At 63.6% G+C, this 16,638-nt stretch carries 15 protein-coding genes; 6 read left to right on the plus strand and 9 right to left on the minus strand.

What is annotated here, in order from left to right:
* Positions 1–49 precede the first annotated feature (49 nt).
* The gene (locus P9875_RS01380) at positions 50–457 is read right to left on the minus strand and encodes a DUF4440 domain-containing protein (protein ID WP_278317403.1); all 408 of its coding nucleotides are present in this window, start codon (positions 455–457) and stop codon (positions 50–52) included.
* A complete protein-coding gene (locus P9875_RS01385) occupies positions 454–1,875 on the minus strand; it encodes an MFS transporter (RefSeq protein WP_278317404.1) in 1,422 nt (473 codons plus the stop codon). The genes P9875_RS01380 and P9875_RS01385 overlap by 4 nt, the downstream gene beginning before the upstream one ends.
* Positions 1,876–2,002: 127 nt before the next feature.
* Here P9875_RS01385 and P9875_RS01390 point away from each other — a divergent pair, with 127 nt between their 5' ends.
* Positions 2,003–2,905, plus strand: a complete 903-nt coding sequence (locus P9875_RS01390; RefSeq protein WP_278317405.1) for a LysR family transcriptional regulator — start codon at positions 2,003–2,005, stop codon at positions 2,903–2,905.
* A 115-nt stretch (positions 2,906–3,020) separates the two neighbouring features.
* Positions 3,021–3,839 carry a hypothetical protein gene (locus P9875_RS01395; protein ID WP_278317406.1) on the plus strand — a complete coding sequence of 273 codons (819 nt, stop codon included), beginning with the start codon at positions 3,021–3,023 and terminating at the stop codon, positions 3,837–3,839.
* Positions 3,840–3,864: 25 nt separating this feature from the next.
* Here P9875_RS01395 and P9875_RS01400 read toward each other — a convergent pair whose 3' ends face one another.
* The 4 genes from P9875_RS01400 to P9875_RS01415 all read right to left on the minus strand — a co-directional run bounded on the left by P9875_RS01400 (position 3,865) and on the right by P9875_RS01415 (position 7,885).
* Entirely contained in the window at positions 3,865–4,920 is a 1,056-nt protein-coding gene (locus P9875_RS01400) for a bifunctional nicotinamide-nucleotide adenylyltransferase/Nudix hydroxylase (protein ID WP_278317407.1), read from the minus strand.
* A complete protein-coding gene (locus P9875_RS01405; RefSeq protein ID WP_278317408.1) occupies positions 4,917–6,632 on the minus strand; it encodes an NAD+ synthase in 1,716 nt (571 codons plus the stop codon). Before P9875_RS01405 ends, P9875_RS01400 begins: the two co-directional genes overlap by 4 nt.
* Positions 6,633–6,728: 96 nt before the next feature.
* The gene (locus P9875_RS01410; RefSeq protein WP_176387833.1) at positions 6,729–7,241 is read right to left on the minus strand and encodes a ClbS/DfsB family four-helix bundle protein; all 513 of its coding nucleotides are present in this window, start codon (positions 7,239–7,241) and stop codon (positions 6,729–6,731) included.
* Complete coding sequence (locus tag P9875_RS01415; protein ID WP_278317409.1) at positions 7,241–7,885, minus strand: ArsR/SmtB family transcription factor; 645 nt, start codon at positions 7,883–7,885, stop codon at positions 7,241–7,243. The genes P9875_RS01410 and P9875_RS01415 overlap by 1 nt, the downstream gene beginning before the upstream one ends.
* A 59-nt stretch (positions 7,886–7,944) precedes the next feature.
* Between P9875_RS01415 and P9875_RS01420 the strand changes: the two genes are divergently transcribed.
* Positions 7,945–8,433, plus strand: coding sequence for a DUF2938 domain-containing protein (locus tag P9875_RS01420; protein ID WP_278317410.1), 489 nt, complete (start codon positions 7,945–7,947; stop codon positions 8,431–8,433).
* Here the strand turns inward: P9875_RS01420 and P9875_RS01425 are convergent, their stop codons facing one another.
* A complete protein-coding gene (locus tag P9875_RS01425; RefSeq protein WP_176387836.1) occupies positions 8,434–10,857 on the minus strand; it encodes a DUF3772 domain-containing protein in 2,424 nt (807 codons plus the stop codon).
* A gap of 268 nt (positions 10,858–11,125) precedes the next feature.
* On the opposite strand from P9875_RS01425, the gene P9875_RS01430 reads away from it, so the two are divergent.
* The 3 genes from P9875_RS01430 to P9875_RS01440 all read left to right on the plus strand — a co-directional run bounded on the left by P9875_RS01430 (position 11,126) and on the right by P9875_RS01440 (position 14,523).
* Positions 11,126–12,793 carry a methyl-accepting chemotaxis protein gene (locus P9875_RS01430; protein ID WP_278317411.1) on the plus strand — a complete coding sequence of 556 codons (1,668 nt, stop codon included), beginning with the start codon at positions 11,126–11,128 and terminating at the stop codon, positions 12,791–12,793.
* 199 nt (positions 12,794–12,992) lie between these two features.
* On the plus strand, positions 12,993–13,292 hold the full coding sequence (locus P9875_RS01435; RefSeq protein WP_278317412.1) for a helix-turn-helix domain-containing protein: 300 nt from the start codon (positions 12,993–12,995) through the stop codon (positions 13,290–13,292).
* On the plus strand, positions 13,279–14,523 hold the full coding sequence (locus P9875_RS01440) for a type II toxin-antitoxin system HipA family toxin (protein WP_278317413.1): 1,245 nt from the start codon (positions 13,279–13,281) through the stop codon (positions 14,521–14,523). Before P9875_RS01435 ends, P9875_RS01440 begins: the two co-directional genes overlap by 14 nt.
* 25 nt (positions 14,524–14,548) lie before the next feature.
* On the opposite strand, the gene P9875_RS01445 is transcribed toward P9875_RS01440, so the two are convergent.
* Together P9875_RS01445 and P9875_RS01450 are read right to left on the minus strand one after the other, a co-directional pair.
* A complete protein-coding gene (locus P9875_RS01445; RefSeq protein WP_278317414.1) occupies positions 14,549–15,574 on the minus strand; it encodes a methionine synthase in 1,026 nt (341 codons plus the stop codon).
* Between the two features lie 28 nt (positions 15,575–15,602).
* On the minus strand, positions 15,603–16,580 hold the full coding sequence (locus P9875_RS01450) for a DUF1852 domain-containing protein (RefSeq protein WP_278317415.1): 978 nt from the start codon (positions 16,578–16,580) through the stop codon (positions 15,603–15,605).
* Between the last annotated feature and the right edge of the window lie 58 nt (positions 16,581–16,638).

Consider the following 16,638-nt stretch of genomic DNA (forward strand, 5'->3'; position numbering starts at 1 on the left):
GGCGCCTTTCAGTGTTTGCGGCCCTGCTTCTTGCCGCCACGCTGCAGGATCAATCCGCCCGCGCGGCCCACGTTTCATGCAGGTGGCGCCACAGCAAAGCGCCATCGGGCGTTTTTTCATACACGACGGTGGACCAGCGCTCGGTGTTTTCCGCGCCCGGCAGCGACTGGAATTCGCGGTAGGACACGGTGGCGCCAGCGGCGCTTTCCTGGATCAATTGCAAGTCCGTGATGCGCATGGCGAGGCCCGGTCGGCTGCCGCCGGCACCCTGAAAAAACCTGGTCAATCCAGCGTGATCGAGCTGCATCCCGCCCGGCGCGACCATCGTAAAATCGGGCGAAAATCGCGCGAGTAAATCGGCGCATTTTTCCGCTGCCGCCGCCTCGCCAGACAGCCACTCGCGGATCAGCACATGCGTGGATAAAACGTCGTCAAAATAGGGGTTCGTTGCAGTCATTTTTTGCTTGCTCCATGGTGTAGTAAAAGGTCGAGAACGGCGCGGTTGTCGATACGCGCGCACAGCGCCAGGGGCAGGACGCACGACGCTGCGGCCAGCGCAAAGCACCAGTGGAAAACCTGCGCCGCACGCAGGTGCTGGGCGGGGTCGTCCAGCGATGCGATGCCCTGCGCCGCCAGCAAGCCATTGAGCAGTACGCTGAGCAGCGCGACACCGAGGCAAAAGCCCAGCTGGCGGTTGATATTCCACACGGCGCTGGCCTGGCTCAGCTGCCCGTCCGGCGTGCGCAAAAAGGCCGTGCTTTGCGCCGTGCTGCTGCACAAGCCGCCGCCAAAGCCCATCACGGCATACGCGCCGGCCAGCCAGAACAGCTGATCGGCCGCCTCCACGCGCAGCAGCATCAGCATGCCCGCCGCCTGCAGCAGCGCGCCCGCGATGAACAGCGGTTGCGGACCCACGCGGCGGTAGCTTTTGCCGGTCAGCGAAATGGCCGCAAACGAGGCCAGCGCCCATGGCAGCATCAGCGCGCCGGCTGTCGATGCCGACATGCCCAGCACGCCCTGCAGATACAGCATGGCCAGCAGGCTCACGCCCATGAAAACGCCCGGCACCAGCAGATACATCAGCATGGCGATGCGCAGCAGCGGCTCACTTGCCAGGCGCAGGTTCAGCAGCGGCGTCGATTTTCTCAAAGCGCCGCGCACGTAAGCCCAGGCGCAGACAACACCGAGCGCCAGCACGCCGGCGCCGGCCAGCAGCTCGTCCGGCGTGCCCAGCATCGTCAAGCCCAGCAACAGCAAAAGAATGGCTGTGCTGCCCGCCAGCAGGCCGCCCACGTCGAGACGGGGCACGGCAGCGCGTGGCGGATCAGGGCGCAGCCAGCAGGCGGCCAGCAGCAGCGCCAGCGCGGCAAACGGCACGTTCAAATAAAAAATCCAGCGCCACGACAGGCTGTCGACGATGACGCCGCCCAGCGCGGGCGACAGGGCGGGCGCCAGCAAGCCCACCAGCATGATGACGGAGGACAGGCCGGGGCGCTCGGCAGGCTGATACAGCTGGTAGGTCATGCTTTGCCCCAGCGGGATCAACAAGCCGCCGCCGAGGCCCTGCACGCAGCGCCAGGCGATCAGCGCCTCGATCGAGGGTGCCAGGCCGGCGCCGATGCTGGCGCATAAAAAAGTTAGCAACGATGCCATGAACACGGTTTTGCTGCCATAATAGGCAGCCAGCCAGGCGCTGGCCGGGATGACGATGGTCAGGCCGAGGATGTAGGCGGTGCTGATCCAGGCCAGCTGCGCCACCGAGGCGTGCAGGGCATGGCCGATGTCGGGATAGGCGACGCTGGTGATGAACATGTTGATCAGGTCGACGAAGAACCCCAGCAGATAGATGGCCGCGACCTTTTTGCGATAGTCCATGGTGCTCCGAATGGCAAACGGCCAGCTTAAGCGTCCATCGCCATTTGCGTAACGGGCCAGCCCCGATTACACTGTCAAACAAATTTTGACAAACCTCTACAACCCGCATGCCTCCTCATTCTTATTTATGATCAGTCTTGACCGTTTAGGCATTTTCATCGCCATCGTCGACGCCGGTTCGCTGACGGCGGCCGCCGCCGTGCTGGGCCAGAGCAAAGCCGTCGTCAGTTTTAATTTGAAACAGCTGGAGGCGGAGCTGGGTGTGTCGCTGCTGACGCGCAGCACGCGCAGCCTGGCGCTGACCGACGTGGGGCGGCGTTTTTACGAGGATTGCCAGCGCGTGCTGAGCGAAGCGCAGGGCGCCATCGAAACGGCGCGCCAAGGCCACCAGGGCTTGCGCGGCACCCTGCGCCTGACCACCACCGTCGAATACGGCAGCCGCACGGTGATTCCCGCGCTGATCGCCTTTGCCGCCGCCCACCCGCAGCTGCAGATCCAGCATTCGTCGTCGTCGTCGCATGAAGACCTGATCTCGGGCCGCTATGACCTGGCCATCCGCATGGGTTCCCTCAACGATTCGAGCTACCGCGCCGCGCTGATCGAGCCGTACGCGATCTGGCCCGTCGCCTCGCCCGCCTACCTGGCCAGCCTGCCTGCCAAGGGCATCGCCAGCCTGGAAGAACTGCAGCGCGCACGCTGGCTGGCGCACAGCCGCCTGGCCGCGCCGCTGCGCTGGGACGTGCAGACACAAGACGGCCCCGCCGCCTTCACGGCGCAGGACGACGCCGCCATCCATTCCGACTCCGCCTCGGCCCTGCTGGGCTTTGCCTTGGGCGGCTGCGGCGTGGCCCTGCTGCCGCAATGGCAGGTGGAGGCGGAAGTGCGCGCGGGACGCCTGCGCCGCCTGCTGCCCGACGTCATCTTCCCGGAGCAGGGCGTGTATGCCGTGTATCCGAACACCCAGCATATCGCGGAAAAGGTACGCGCCTTTATCGACTTTTTGCGCGCCTTCGTGGGCACGCCGGACTGAGGTTTCACGTGGTCAATATTTGACAGATACAACGGTTTCCAAGGGGCAAACGGGCGCCCCTTTCGTTTTGCACGGCCTACACTGACAGGACGTTGTTCACCGATTGGAGACCATCATGGCACATACATTGGCAGCAGTTTTCGCCCTGCGCGACATGGCTGAGCGCGCCCGGCACGACCTGATCACGGCGGGATTTCCTGGCGCCAGCATCCGCCTGCACGATGCGGGCAGTGACGACACTTCCGCCACGGAAAACATCCGCCGCGACGACAGCGACAGCCTGCTCGACAGCGTCAAGCATTTCTTTACGGACCTGTTCGGCAACCACGCCGACCGCCACATCTATGCGGAAGCCGTGCGGCGCGGACATGTCGTGCTGACCCTGGAAGGCGCGAGCGACGCCGATATCCAGCGCGCCACCGACATCGTCGAGCGCTACGCGCCGCTCGACATCGATGCGCACGCCGAGCACTGGCGCGCCGGCGGCTGGCAGGGCGCGCCGCAGGACGGCAGCGCGCGGCGCCAGGGCGCCAGCATGCAGTCGGATACGCCATCGCAGCAAGGCAGCATGAACGAGTCGCCAGGGTCGCAGCAATTTGCCAGCGACATGACGCCCCCGCCGCCGTCCAGCGTGGGCGCCAACGCGCGCCGCTATCCCGGCGCCGACAACCTGCCCGGTACCAGTTACGACGACGAGCAGTACTACCGCAGCCACTGGAGCACCACCTATGTCGCCACCGGCGCGCGCTTCGAAGACTACGATCCCGCCTACCGCTATGGCCATTCAATGGCCAGCAGCGACAGCTACCGGGGCCGCCCATGGGACGACGTGGAAGCGGATCTGCGTTCCACGTGGGAGCACACGTATCCGCAATCAGCGTGGGACAACTTCAAGGCGGCCGTCCGGCACGGCTGGGAACGCATCACCTCTTGATGCGCAAGGAGGGGGAATAGCCCCCTCAGCGCCCCTCGTGCGTGAGCTTGAGGAAGTGGTTCAGGATGTGAAAGTGGTCTTCGAAGAATTGCTCTTCCATGGCCAGCAGCGCCGCCACGGGCACCCACTGCGCCAGCGCCGCGTCGTCGGCCGCCGTCACTTCCGGCAACTGGCGCGTCTTCAAGTCAAAATAATGCGCATGCGTGATGGTGCGCCCGCGCTGGCTGCGGTCCGGATGGTCGAACACGGCCACGCCGACCAGCGCCTCGACCAGGGTAGGCGCCAGCACGCCCAGCTGGGTTTCTTCCGCCAGCTCGCGCAGGGCGCCCTGCAGCAGGCGTTCGCGCGGCTCCAGGAAGCCACCGGGCAAGGCCCACAAGTCCTTGCCCGGATAGCCGCCACGGCGCACGAGCAGCACGTGGCCACCCGTCTGCACCAGCGCGTCGACGGTGGTGAAGATGGGCGGATACGGTGCCGCGCGCCAGCGCGCTTTATAGGCTTCGATGGCGCGGTATTCCTGCACCAGCGGCGCGTACCACGGCAGCAGGGTCCACGCCTTCACATACTGGCCGATGGCGGCCGGCAGCAGCTGCGCCACGGCGCTCAGCGACACGTCCACGTCTTCCGCCTCGAACAGCACGTTGCGAATCGCCGTCGCACCGATGGGGGCACCGGGATCGATCTCCAGATTCAATAATTGCCAGTGCGGGAAATGGTGCAGGTAGTAACTGGTGGCGTCCTTGAAGCAGGCCACCAGGGTGACGCGCTGGGCCTTGGGCACGGCGCCCGCCACGGCACGCCGCACGGCATCGGCCCACAAGCCATCGTCGTAGTAATCGCGCACGGCCACGTAATGCACGCGCGCGCGCTGCGCCTCGGGTAAGGTCGCGGCAATCATGGCGGCCCGTTCCTGCCACGTAAACGGGTTCTTCGGGCTGCGCGCATGGAAGGCCGAGCCGAGCACCACCACCACTTGCGCGGCCGTCGCCAGCGCCTTTTGCAACAAGCCCGCATGGCCATTGTGAAAAGGCTGGAAGCGGCCAATCAGGATGGCCGCGTCGGCGGAATAGGATAAGGTCATGCATCGTCTCCGGTGGGGTAGTGGGCGGCGATCGGCAATTGGCGCCCGCTGCCAAAGGCGCGCGAACGCACGCGGATGATGGGCGCCGCCTGGCGCCGTTTGTATTCATTGCGGGCGACCATGCCGAGGATGCGCGTGACGAGAATCCTTCCCTCGTCCGTCTCGCGCAGCTGGTCGACCAGGGTCAGTGCTTGCGCGCTTTCAGCCGCCGGCAAGCGGCGTCCCTCGATATGCCATTTGAGAATCTCATCGAGCACGGGATACGGCGGCAAGCTGTCCGTGTCGCGCTGGCCCGGCGCCAGTTCCGCCGATGGCGGTTTATCGAGCACGGCGACGGGGATCAGTTCGCGCCCGGCGCTGGCGTTGAGGTGGCGCGACAGGGCGAACACCTCGGTTTTATACAGGTCGCCGAGCAGGCCCAGGCCACCGTTCGTGTCGCCATACAGGGTGCAGTAGCCAACCGAGATTTCGCTCTTGTTGCCGGTGGTGAGCAGCAGGGCGCCGAAGGCATTCGAGTACTCCATCAATATCGTGCCGCGCACACGCGCCTGCAGGTTTTCCAGCGGCAGCCCCTGCAGCTTGCCGTCGAAGGCTTGCGCGTACCCGATTTCATATTGCGCCACGATGTCGCGGATCGGATGCGTGTAGAGGGCGATGCCCAGGTTGGCGCACAGGGCGACGGAATCGGTGACCGAGCCGGCGCTGGAAAACACGGATGGCATGGTGATGCCCACGACGTTGTCGGCGCCCAACGCTTCGACGGCCAGGGCCAGGGTCAGCGCGGAATCGATGCCGCCCGAGCAGCCGACGACGACTTGCGTAAAGCGGCAGCGGCGCGCGTAGTCGCGTAACCCCAGCACGATCTGGCGCCGCGCAAATTCCACGGCGGGGATGCCGTCCGGGTCGGGCACGGGGAAAGGCTGACCATCGGGCCGCGTAAAACGGCCGCCGGCAAAACGCAGCAATGGGAAATCCTCGACAAAGCGGGCCGCCTCGAATTGCACTCCCTGGCTCGGTGACATGGCGAACGAGGCGCCGTCGAACACGAGCTGGTCCTGGCCGCCCACCTGGTTGACGAAGAGCAGGGGCAGATTCACGCGCGCGCAGGCGGCGCCAAACACGGCGTGGCGCTGCGCGCGCTTGCCGATGTCGGACGGGCTGGCGTTGATGCTGACGATCAGATCGGGCTGCGCCGCGTGCAGGGCATCGAAGGGATTGACGGCGTAGGCACGGCCGTCGTCGTTCCAGCCATCCTCGCAAATCATGAAGCCGACCTTGCTGCCGGCGATATCGAGGGTGCAGGCGCCGGGCGGGCCCGGTTCGAAATGGCGGCCTTCGTCAAAGATGCCGTAAGTGGGCAGCAGCTGCTTGTAGTATTCGGCCACGATGCGCCCGTCGCGCATCGCCAGCAGGGCGTTGTACAGGGGCTTGCCGACGCCGGGATTGGGCCGCGCCGTGCCGATGACGGTGACCAGCGCCGGCCAGCGCGTGGACGCTTCCAGCAGCTGGTTCAGCGCCTGCTGCATGCCGCGCAGGAAGGCGGCGTCCTCGAACAGGTCGCCCGGGTAATACGCGCACAGCGACAATTCGGGGCACACGAGCAGGTCCGCGCCGTCCTCGCTGGCGCGCTGCATGCGCGCGGTGATGGCGGCACAATTGGCGTCGAAGTCGCCCACGGTCGGGTTGAGCTGGGCGAGGGCGATGGTCAGCATGGTGATCCTTCAGTCGGTTGCGCTTGAAACCACTATCCTGCCTGAAAAATTTCCTGAACGTACTGATGCAATCGTGCAAGCCCACAGGTCACTGTGCTACACGGTCTTGAGCCAGGCCCGCAAGCGCGTGCGCGCGTTCGCATACGGCGACGACGTGTTGAACTGGATCATGCGCCCCATCGTGTAATGCGTGTACCAGGGCTGGCCATACAATTGCGCGTCATCATGACTTTCGACCAGCGCCAGCAGCTGGTTTTTCGCCTGCTCCAGGCGCAGCAGCAACTCATCCATGCCCAGTTCAGCATAGTCGGCATAGAAGCGCTGCGCCAGTTTTCCCAGAGCGTTCCACGTGAAACCTTCGGCGGGAAAGGCGATGTCCTCGATGCGTTTGCCGTCGCGCAGCTGCGCGTGCCAGTGCAAGACCAGCTCGTTCCACCCCACCAGATAGGCGAGCAGATCGCACACGCTCATGCGCGTACCCGCCACCTGTCCTTCCAGCACAGGTTCGCGCGATAGCTCCGGCGGCACGCGCGCCAGCTCCTGTATCAACTTCGCATACGTGCTGTTGATGGCGTCGAGCAGTGCCTGCTTAGTGTCGGGGATCGCCATTACGCCGCCTGCACGACAGGCAAGCCGGCCGCCTGCCAGTCGTCGTAGCCGCTGCCGAGACGGCGCGCCTGCAAGCCGTGCTGGCGCAGGGCCGCCACGGCCTGCACGGACAGCACGCAATACGGGCCACGGCAGTAGGCGGCGATTTCTGCGTTCGCGGGCAATTCGCCGAGGCGGCGCTGCAAGTCATCAAAAGGAATATTGATCGCACCGGGCAGGTGGCCAGCGGCAAATTCCTGCGCGGGACGCACGTCGAGCACGGTGATGCTGGCCTCGCGCATGCGCTCGTGCAACTCGTCGCCCGTGATCGCTTCCACGTGGTCGCCCCGGCCCAGCGCCTGCAACTCGCTGCGCTGGTGCTGCGCATACACGTCCAGTGCGGCCAGCAATTGCACGATGGGGCCGCTGCCCAGCCGGTACAGCACGCGCTTGCCGTCGCGCCGCGCCTGCACGAAACCGGCGCGCCGCAACTGCTGCAAATGCTGGGAGGTATTGGCCACGGACAGGCCCGTCAACTCCACCAGTTGCTCCACCGCATACTCGCCATGCGCGATCTGCTCGAGCAGACGCAAACGGGGCGCGCTGCCTAAAATATGGGCAAACCCGGCGGAACCGGTCAGCAATTCGATATCGGAATTTTTCATTGACACGATGCTAGCACCCTTATAACATTCAAGCAATTAATTGAATGTTAGGAGCAGCAATGCAAATACTCTGGCTTGATGCGCTGGCGATCGGCGTGGGCGCGACGGCGGTGATGGATGTGTGGGCCGTGGCCTTGAAACGCTTTTGGTGCATTCCCTCGCTGAACTTTGCGATGGTGGGGCGCTGGCTCGGCCATTTGCCGCGCGGCACCTTCAGCCATGTCAACATCGCCCAGGCGACGCCCGTGCGCGATGAAGCCATCCTGGGCTGGACGGCTCATTACCTGATCGGCGTGCTGTTTGCGGCCGTGCTGCTGGCGCTGGTGGGACAGACGTGGGTGCAGCAGCCGACGTTCGCGCCGGCCCTGCTGGCGGGCCTGGTGAGCGTGGCCGCGCCATTTTGCATCTTGCAGCCGGGCATGGGCGCCGGCCTGGCCGCCAGCAAGACGCCGCACCCAAACGCCGCCCGCCTGCGCAGCCTGATGGCCCACACGGCGTTCGGCATCGGCCTGTACCTGGCGGCCCTGCTGTGGTCGACTATCCGCTGATCAGCTCGTCAGCGGCGGCCCCGGTGCCGGCGCCGGTGCAACGGCTGACATGGCCGGCGCCTCGGGCTGCGCCGGCACAGTGCTCAGCACCATCGTGCTGGGCTTGGCAATGGCGATGTGCGCATCGTCCAGACGCTTGAGCAGTTCGAACAGCAGCGCGCTGCGGATGCCCGACGTCAGGCGCGGCGACGAGGCAAAGCCGGTGGCGTTGAACAACAACAGGCCATTGTCGATGCCGTCGAGCTGCACATTCGGCGCCGGTGTGTCGAGCACGTCGGGATTGTCGACAAAGACGGACAGGATCAGCGCGCGCGCCACCTGCGCATCCGTGCCCAGCGGCAGCGGCAGCTTGACTTGCACCAGGCCCAGCGGATTGGCCAGGGTCACGTTGCGCACCGTCTTGGTGATGAATTCCGAGTTCGGCACGATCACCGTCGAACGGTCGCCCAGCTGAATTTCCGTGGCGCGCACATTGATGCGGCGAATGTCGCCTTCCACTCCACCGAGCGACACCCAGTCGCCCACTTTGACGGGACGCTCGGCCAGCAGGATCAAGCCGGAAACGAAGTTCTGCACCACCGCCTGCAAGCCAAAACCGATACCCACCGACAAGGCCGACGCCACCCACGCGATGCGTTCGAGGCCAATGCCTGCCGCCGACAGGGCCAGCGCCACGGCCAGCACGCCGCCGATGTAACCGAACAGGGTGATGAAGGACACTTGCATGCCCGTGTCGAGATTGGTGGTCGGCAAATAACTGTTTTGCAGCCAGCGCTTGAACAAGCCCAGCGCGACAAAGCCGACGAGCAGCACCAGCAGCGCCTGGATCATGGCGGCCGGGCGGATCGCCACTTCGCCGATGGCCAGGCCATCCTGCAGCTTGCCGACGCGCTGGAACAGCTCGCCCGGACCTTCGCCGAACGGCGCCAGCAGCAGCATCAGGGCCAGCAGCACGACGATCGCGCGGCCGATACCCGACAACAGCACGGCCGCCTGGTCGCGCGCCTTGGGCGTGGCCAGCACGGGATGGGCCGCGTCCGGCGGTGGCGGCGTGGAGGCCAGCAGCATGCAGATGTCGTCAACCAGCACCGTAAGCAAATACGTGCTGCACAGCACGACGATGACCCAGGCGATTTGCTTGGCAACAAAGCTGCCGAACGCCACATAGCCGATCAGCAAGCTGATGACGCTCGACGCCAGCGCCAGCCACAGCAGCACCGTGACGCAGCGCAGCCACAACGGCGTGATCAGATTGGCGGGATCGGCCTCGCGCAACTGGCGCCAGCAGCGCTCGGCCCGCATCAAGCCGTAGGCAATGGTCGTGCTCATCACGAGGGCGACGATGCAGTTGACGGCCACGGCCGTCGACAGGCCCGCATTGATGACGATGGTGACCCGTTCCGTCGCCCACACGAGCACGACGATGAAGGAAAACATCGATGGAAAATTGCGCATGCGGTGCGCCAGCGCGTCGGGCAGGGGCAGCAAGCGCCACGACACGCGGCGCGGCGACAGCAGTGCGTGGCCGAGTCCCGCCGTAAAACCGGCAAAGCAGATGATGCCGATCAAGCTGCTGAGGAAAGTCGAGGTCTTTTCGGACAGGCCGCCCTCCCAGCGCAGCCCCATGGCCAGCAATTCCGCCACCAGGCCCGGCGTAGCCAATGCCAGCACCAGCACGGCCAGCGCATGCAGGGAGCGGCGCAAACGGCCATGCGGCACGCGCGTGGACGTCACCACCAGCAAATAGCGCGAAATCCAGACGCTGGCGCCGATCACGGCCACGATGGCGGCCAGCAAGCCGCCCCAGGCCGACCACGGCGTGGCGCTTGCCGCGTTCGCCAATTCCAGCTCCAGCGCCCGCAGGCGCTGCAGGTTCTGCGGCAATTCCGCATGCAACTGTTTCCAGAACGAGCCAGCCAGTATCGAGGCCGTGCGTTCGCCCAGGCGCGCCTGCAACTGCGCGCGGCGCACCGTCGACACTTGCTCCGACGCCTGCGTCGCTTCCACGGCCAGCAAGCGCGCCAGTTTCACCTGTGCATCGAGCGCGCTGCTGGTGCGGTCCAGCTGGCTGCGCTGCGCCGCCACATCGGGAGCATCTTTCGTGCCCGCCGCCGGCTTGCCCAGCTCGGCCAGCCGCGCCTGCACGCTGGTGAGCGTGGGTGCGAGCGCGTCGGCCACCTTGTCCGCCTCGGCGCTGGCCGCCAGCGCATCGGCGCGCATCTGCGACAGGGTCGCGTCATCGAGCTCCGCCTCGCCATCGAGCGCCTTCTGGATACCCGTGATCTGCTTGCGCAAACCATCGAGACGCTGGTCGGCCGTGGCGGCGTCATCGACGGGCTGCGACCAGGCGGGCGGGGGAGCCAGCGAGCAGGCCAGCAACAACGCCAGCAGGAAGGGAAAGAAACGGAGACGGAAAGAAGTCATGCGGACCTATGGCTGAAAATGAGAAAAACGGCCGGATTGGCGGCGGCGCCGGTCAAGGCGTGCCGCCCGGCGGGTGCCTGCCAATATAGCTGAAAACACCGCCAAGCCGCAGGATAAGCGGAACCGGCGTGTGCCCCGGAGGGAAACTAGGCATATTGCCCTATGGAAATATGATTCAAAAAGGTCTAGGATCGTCGTCCGCTTGGCGGCGCGGCAGCCATCTGCACGCCGCCGACCTTTTCACCATTCCCTCCGTATTGAGACAGCCATGAAGTTTTTATCCAACCTGACCATCGGCACACGCCTCGCAGTGGGCTTTGGCGCCATCGGCGCCATGCTGATCATCATCTCTTGCCTGGGCATTGCCATGCTGGGCAAGATCAACCAGGGCACCGGCCATATCGTGCATGACAGCATGCCGAAGATCGAGCTCGCCAACAGCGTCTCGGCCAACATCAACGACATCGCCATTGCCCTGCGCAACATGATGCTCAGCGCCGATCCAGCCGACCAGCGCAAGCAAACGGACGCCATCCTGGCCGCGCGCCAGGCGGCGGCCGGCAATCTCGGCAAGCTCGCGAGCATGCTCGATTCCGACCGTGAACGCGCGTTGCTGGCGAAGATGAACGACGCCAACACGCGCTACGCGCAAGGGCAGGAAGCCTTGCTTGAACTGATCAGGAGCGGCACGCCGGACGACAGCAGCGCCTACCTGTACGGCCAGCTGCGTCCCGTCTTGCTGGTCTACAAGCAATTGATCGCTGAACAGATCAGCTTGCAAAACACCCTGGCCACCACGGCGGGCGACAATGCCAATGCCACGTATGCCAACACGCGCACCTTGCTGATCGGCATGTCGCTGGCGGCCTTGGCCATCGCAGCGGCCTTAGCGTATGGCATCACGCGCTCGATCACCGGTCCCGTCGCCACGGCGCTGCAAGTGGCCAACACGGTGGCCGCAGGCGATTTGCGCAGCCAGATCACCGTGCAGTCGCGCGATGAAATGGGGCAACTGTTGCAGGCGCTCAAGCGCATGAACGACAGCCTGGCGCACACGGTGGGCACGGTGCGCGCCGGCACGGAAACGATCGCCTCGGCCTCGTCCGAAGTGGCGGCGGGCAGCCTGGACCTGTCTGCGCGCACGGAGCAGCAAGCCAGCTCGCTGGAAGAGACGGCGTCCTCCATGGAAGAGCTGACCTCGACCGTCAAGCAGAATGCCGACAATGCACGCCAGGCGCATGTGCTGGCCGACACGGCCTCCGGCGTGGCGCAGCGCGGCGGCGCCGTCATCGCCCAAGTGGTGGCGACCATGCGGCAAATCGACGCCTCGTCGAGCAAGATCGCCGACATCATCGGCGTCATCGACGGCATCGCCTTCCAGACCAACATTCTGGCCTTGAACGCGGCCGTGGAAGCGGCGCGCGCGGGCGAGCAAGGCCGCGGCTTTGCCGTCGTGGCCACGGAAGTGCGCAGCCTGGCGCACCGCTCGGCAGCGGCAGCCAAGGAAATCAAGACCCTGATCGACGACTCGACCCGGAGCGTGGCGGCCGGCAGCGAGCTCGTGCATCAAGCCGGCGACACCATGACCGACCTGGTCGACAGCGTGCGCCGTGTTACCGACATCATGGAAGACATCACCTCGGCCAGCGCGGAACAGACGGCCGGCATCGAGCAAATCAACCAGGCCATCAGCGAGATGGACAACGTCACCCAGCAAAATGCGGCCCTGGTGGAAGAGTCGGCCGCTGCGGCCGCTGCCATGCAGGAGCAGGCGGCGACCCTGGCGCAGGTGGTGAGCGTATTTAAACTGGACGGCGCGGCAGCGACGACCTTGCCGACGGCTGCCGCGCGGCCAGCGACCGGCACGGCAATGCGCGTGAGCGTGACAGCGGCGCCGCAACGCGCCAGCGCACCGGCGCAGTGGGAGGAATTTTAGAATAGCGCGACGGGGTGTACCATGAACATAAGATTGAATTTAGTCGTATTAAATTCAATTTTATGTTTACATTAAAGCTCAACTGCTAGCTCAACTGCTGCGTACATATTCTTGCAATTAAGGGCTACAATATAAAAAATATGTTCACTTCCATGTTCACTTCCTGATTATGACAAAACGTGCCCGCCCGGAAGATGCCATGCCGACGCTCGTCAACGAGCGGCTCAGGATATGGGGCCAGTGCGTGCGCAAGCAGCGGGTGCAGCAAAACATCACGGCACGCGACCTGTGCGCCCGCCTCGACATTTCGCACCCCACCCTGCAACGCATGGAACGGGGCGAGGCATCCGTCAACGTGGGTCTGTTCCTGGCCGCCTTCCACGTGCTCGGCATCCTTGCCATCACGGCGCCGGAACCGGACGCGGCGCTGTGGCAAATGGACAGCGCCAACATCCGCAGCCGCTCCACCGTAAACGAGCACGACGATGGCTACTTCTAGCCGTCCCCTGTTTGTCTATCTGCAGCGGCCCGACAACGGCGAATGGGTGGTGGCTGGTCGCTATGTGCTCGATGCGCGTACCGGCATCGGCAGCTTTCGGTACGCGCCCAGCTATGCCGATGCAGGCTTGTCCTGGGCCATCGATCCCGTCAATCTGCCTTTCATTCCCGGCATGGAACACCTGGCGCGCCGCTATGGCGGCCTGCATGACGTGCTGCGCGACGCCAGTCCCGATTCCTGGGGGCAGATGCTGATACGCCGCGAACACCAGCTGGGCGAAAAAACCACGGCGATCCAGTTCTTGCGCCTGTCGGGAAACGGTGACCGCTGGGGTGCGCTGGCCGTGGGCGACACGCCCAAACCGAACATAGCGCAGCTGGCCAGTCCCAGGCTGCATCGCCTGGACGCGCTGGTGCAAGAACTGTTGGCCATCGCGGAAAGCCGGCCAACACTCAATGCGCCCCTGCGCAAACGCCTGTTCGCCACCCCCAGCATGGGCGGCGCACGTCCGAAAGCCACGGTGCAGGACGGTGAAGATTACTGGCTGGTGAAACCGGGCTTGATGACCGATACGGTCGACCTGGCACTGCTGGAACACGCGACCATGCAATGGGGCAGGGCGGCTGGCCTGCGTTTCGCCGACACGCGCCACCATGCATTGACGGCCGAGCGCAGCGTGGTGCGCATCCTGCGCTACGACCGGCGCGGCGCGCGGCGCATCATGACCGTCAGCGCCGCCTCGCTGCTGCAAGTGCAATATCCACCGGTGGAAGTGGCTGACAGCGATGGCGCCAGCTACCCCCGCCTGGCCGAAGAACTGCGGCGCATCGGCGCACCGGCAGAAGACGGCATCGAACTGTTTGGCCGCATGGTCTTCAACGGCGTCGTCGGCAACAACGACGACCATCCGCGCAACCACGCCGTGCTGTTCCATCTGGACGAGCAACGCTGGCGCCTCTCGCCCGCCTTCGATGTCGTACCGGATACGCAAGACGACCCGCAATCACTGGTCATGCAAGTGAGCGCCGGCCGCCGCGACATCACGCGCGACGCCATGCTGCGCGATGTGACCCGTTTCGGCTTCGCCACACGCCGGCAGGCGGAAGAGTATCTCGATGCCTTGATGGTGCGCATCGCGAACGCTTTTGCGCAGGTGGCGCCGCTGCTGAACGCGGCCTTGCGGGCACGGATGGCGGAGCGCTTGCGAATAATGCTGCTGCGCCTGGCTTAGGCGCAGGCGTAACGTCACCAGCCGATTAGGAAAGTTCTCTCCGGATGATTTGCGCGCCAGCGCTGAGCGCATTCAACTTGCCTCTTGCTACCTGACGCGACAAGGGCGCCATGCCGCAGTTGGTGCTCGGATAAAGTTTGTCGGCATCGACAAAGCGCAGCGCTTTGCGCAGGGTGTCGGCCACTTGCTCCGGGGTTTCAATGGTATTGCTGGCCACGTCGATGGCGCCTACCATCACTTTTTTGCCGCGAATGAGTTCAATCAGGTCGATGGGTACACGCGAGTTGTGGCATTCGAGCGAGATGATGTCGATATTCGATTTCTGCAGCTTCGGAAAAGACTCTTCATATTGGCGCCACTCGGAGCCCAGCGTATTTTTCCAGTCCGTATTGGCCTTGATGCCGTAGCCATAGCAAATATGCACGGCCGTTTCGCATTTGAGTCCTTCGATTGCCCGTTCCAGGGTGGCGATACCCCAGTCATTGACCTCATCAAAGAAGACATTGAATGCGGGTTCGTCAAACTGGATGATGTCGACGCCGGCCGCCTCCAATTCGCGGGCTTCCTGATTGAGGATCTTGGCAAATTCCCAGGCCAGTTTTTCGCGGCTCTTGTAGTGGCTGTCATACAGCGTATCGATCATCGTCATCGGGCCTGGCAGCGCCCATTTGATCGGCTGCGTGGTTTGCTGACGCAGGAATTTGGCGTCGTCCACAAACACCGGCTTGGTGCGGCTCACGGCGCCCACGACGGTCGGCACGCTCGCATCGTAGCGGTCACGAATCCTGACGGTCTCGCGTTTGTCAAAATCCACGCCGCTCAGATGCTCGATGAACGTGGTGACGAAATGCTGGCGGGTTTGCTCGCCGTCACTGACGATATCGATGCCTGCCAGCTGCTGTTCTTGCAGTGACAAAAGCAAGGCGTCCTGTTTGCCCTCGATTAATTCCTCGTCCTGTAATTTCCACGGCGACCACAGTTTTTCAGGCTGCGCCAGCCAGGAAGGTTTGGGCAAGCTGCCGGCGGTGGAAGTAGGCAATAAATTTTTCATGATGATTGATGTCGTGTATTGTGATTAATCAGAGAGCGTAGTTCGCAGACCATTGTTCAAGAACATGCTTGTATGGCTTGATGAAGTGCTCTTCCGTATATTTGCCCTGCTTGACCGCCAGCTGGCTGCGCTCTTCCCGGTCATAGACAATCTGTGTCAATGAGTAATCCTGGTTCTTCAGGCTAGGCTGATACAACTTCCCTGCCGCGGAATTGGCGTTGTAAATCTCGGGCCGGTAAATCTTTTGGAATGTTTCCATCGTGCTGATGGTGCCGATCAGCTCAAGATTGCTGTAATCACCCAGCAGGTCGCCGATAAAGTAGAAGGCCAGCGGCGCGGAACTGTTTGGCGGCATGAAATAGCGCACCTGCATCCCCATTTTCTCGAAATATGTATCCGTCGACGAGAACTCATTTTGTTGATACTCGACGCCCAGGATGGGGTGCTGGTTTTCAGTGCGCTGATAGGTTTTGCTGCTCGAGGCGCTGATGCAGATCACGGGCGGCTTGCTGAAGCGCGCTTTGTAAGCAGTTGATTTGACAAAGTGCTTGAACAGCTTGCCATGGAAATCGCCGAAATTGTCCGGCGTGCCAAACGTGGATTGATTGTTGTTGTGCTCTGGCAGCAGCACGCTGAAGTCGTAATCGCGCACGTACGAGGAGAAGTTATTCCCGGCGATGCCATCGATGCGCTCATTGGTTTTTTTATCCAGGATATTCGGCTTCAATATCTCGATCAATGGAATATTGTCGCCTTCGGCACCGATATTCAACGCGACGGAAATGATTTCAAGTTCCACCGAGTAGCGGTCTGCCTTCGGATTGTCCCAATGCGCCAGGCTGTTGAAGCGGCTGTCGATCATTTTCAGGGTGTTGCGCAAGTTCTCCTGGCGACGCTCTCCCCGGGCCAGATTGGCAAAGTTGGTCGTCAAGCGCGTGCTGTCCGATGGGTGATAGTTTTCATCGAAGATAATGCTCTTGATGCTGAATACAAAGTCTTTGCTCATGGTGATCTGTCCTGATGTCTGCAAAAAGATGAATGTGTTGATTGACCGTCGTGATGCG

This window comes from Janthinobacterium rivuli, from assembly GCF_029690045.1.
GTDB classification, from domain to species: Bacteria; Pseudomonadota; Gammaproteobacteria; order Burkholderiales; family Burkholderiaceae_D; genus Janthinobacterium; species Janthinobacterium rivuli.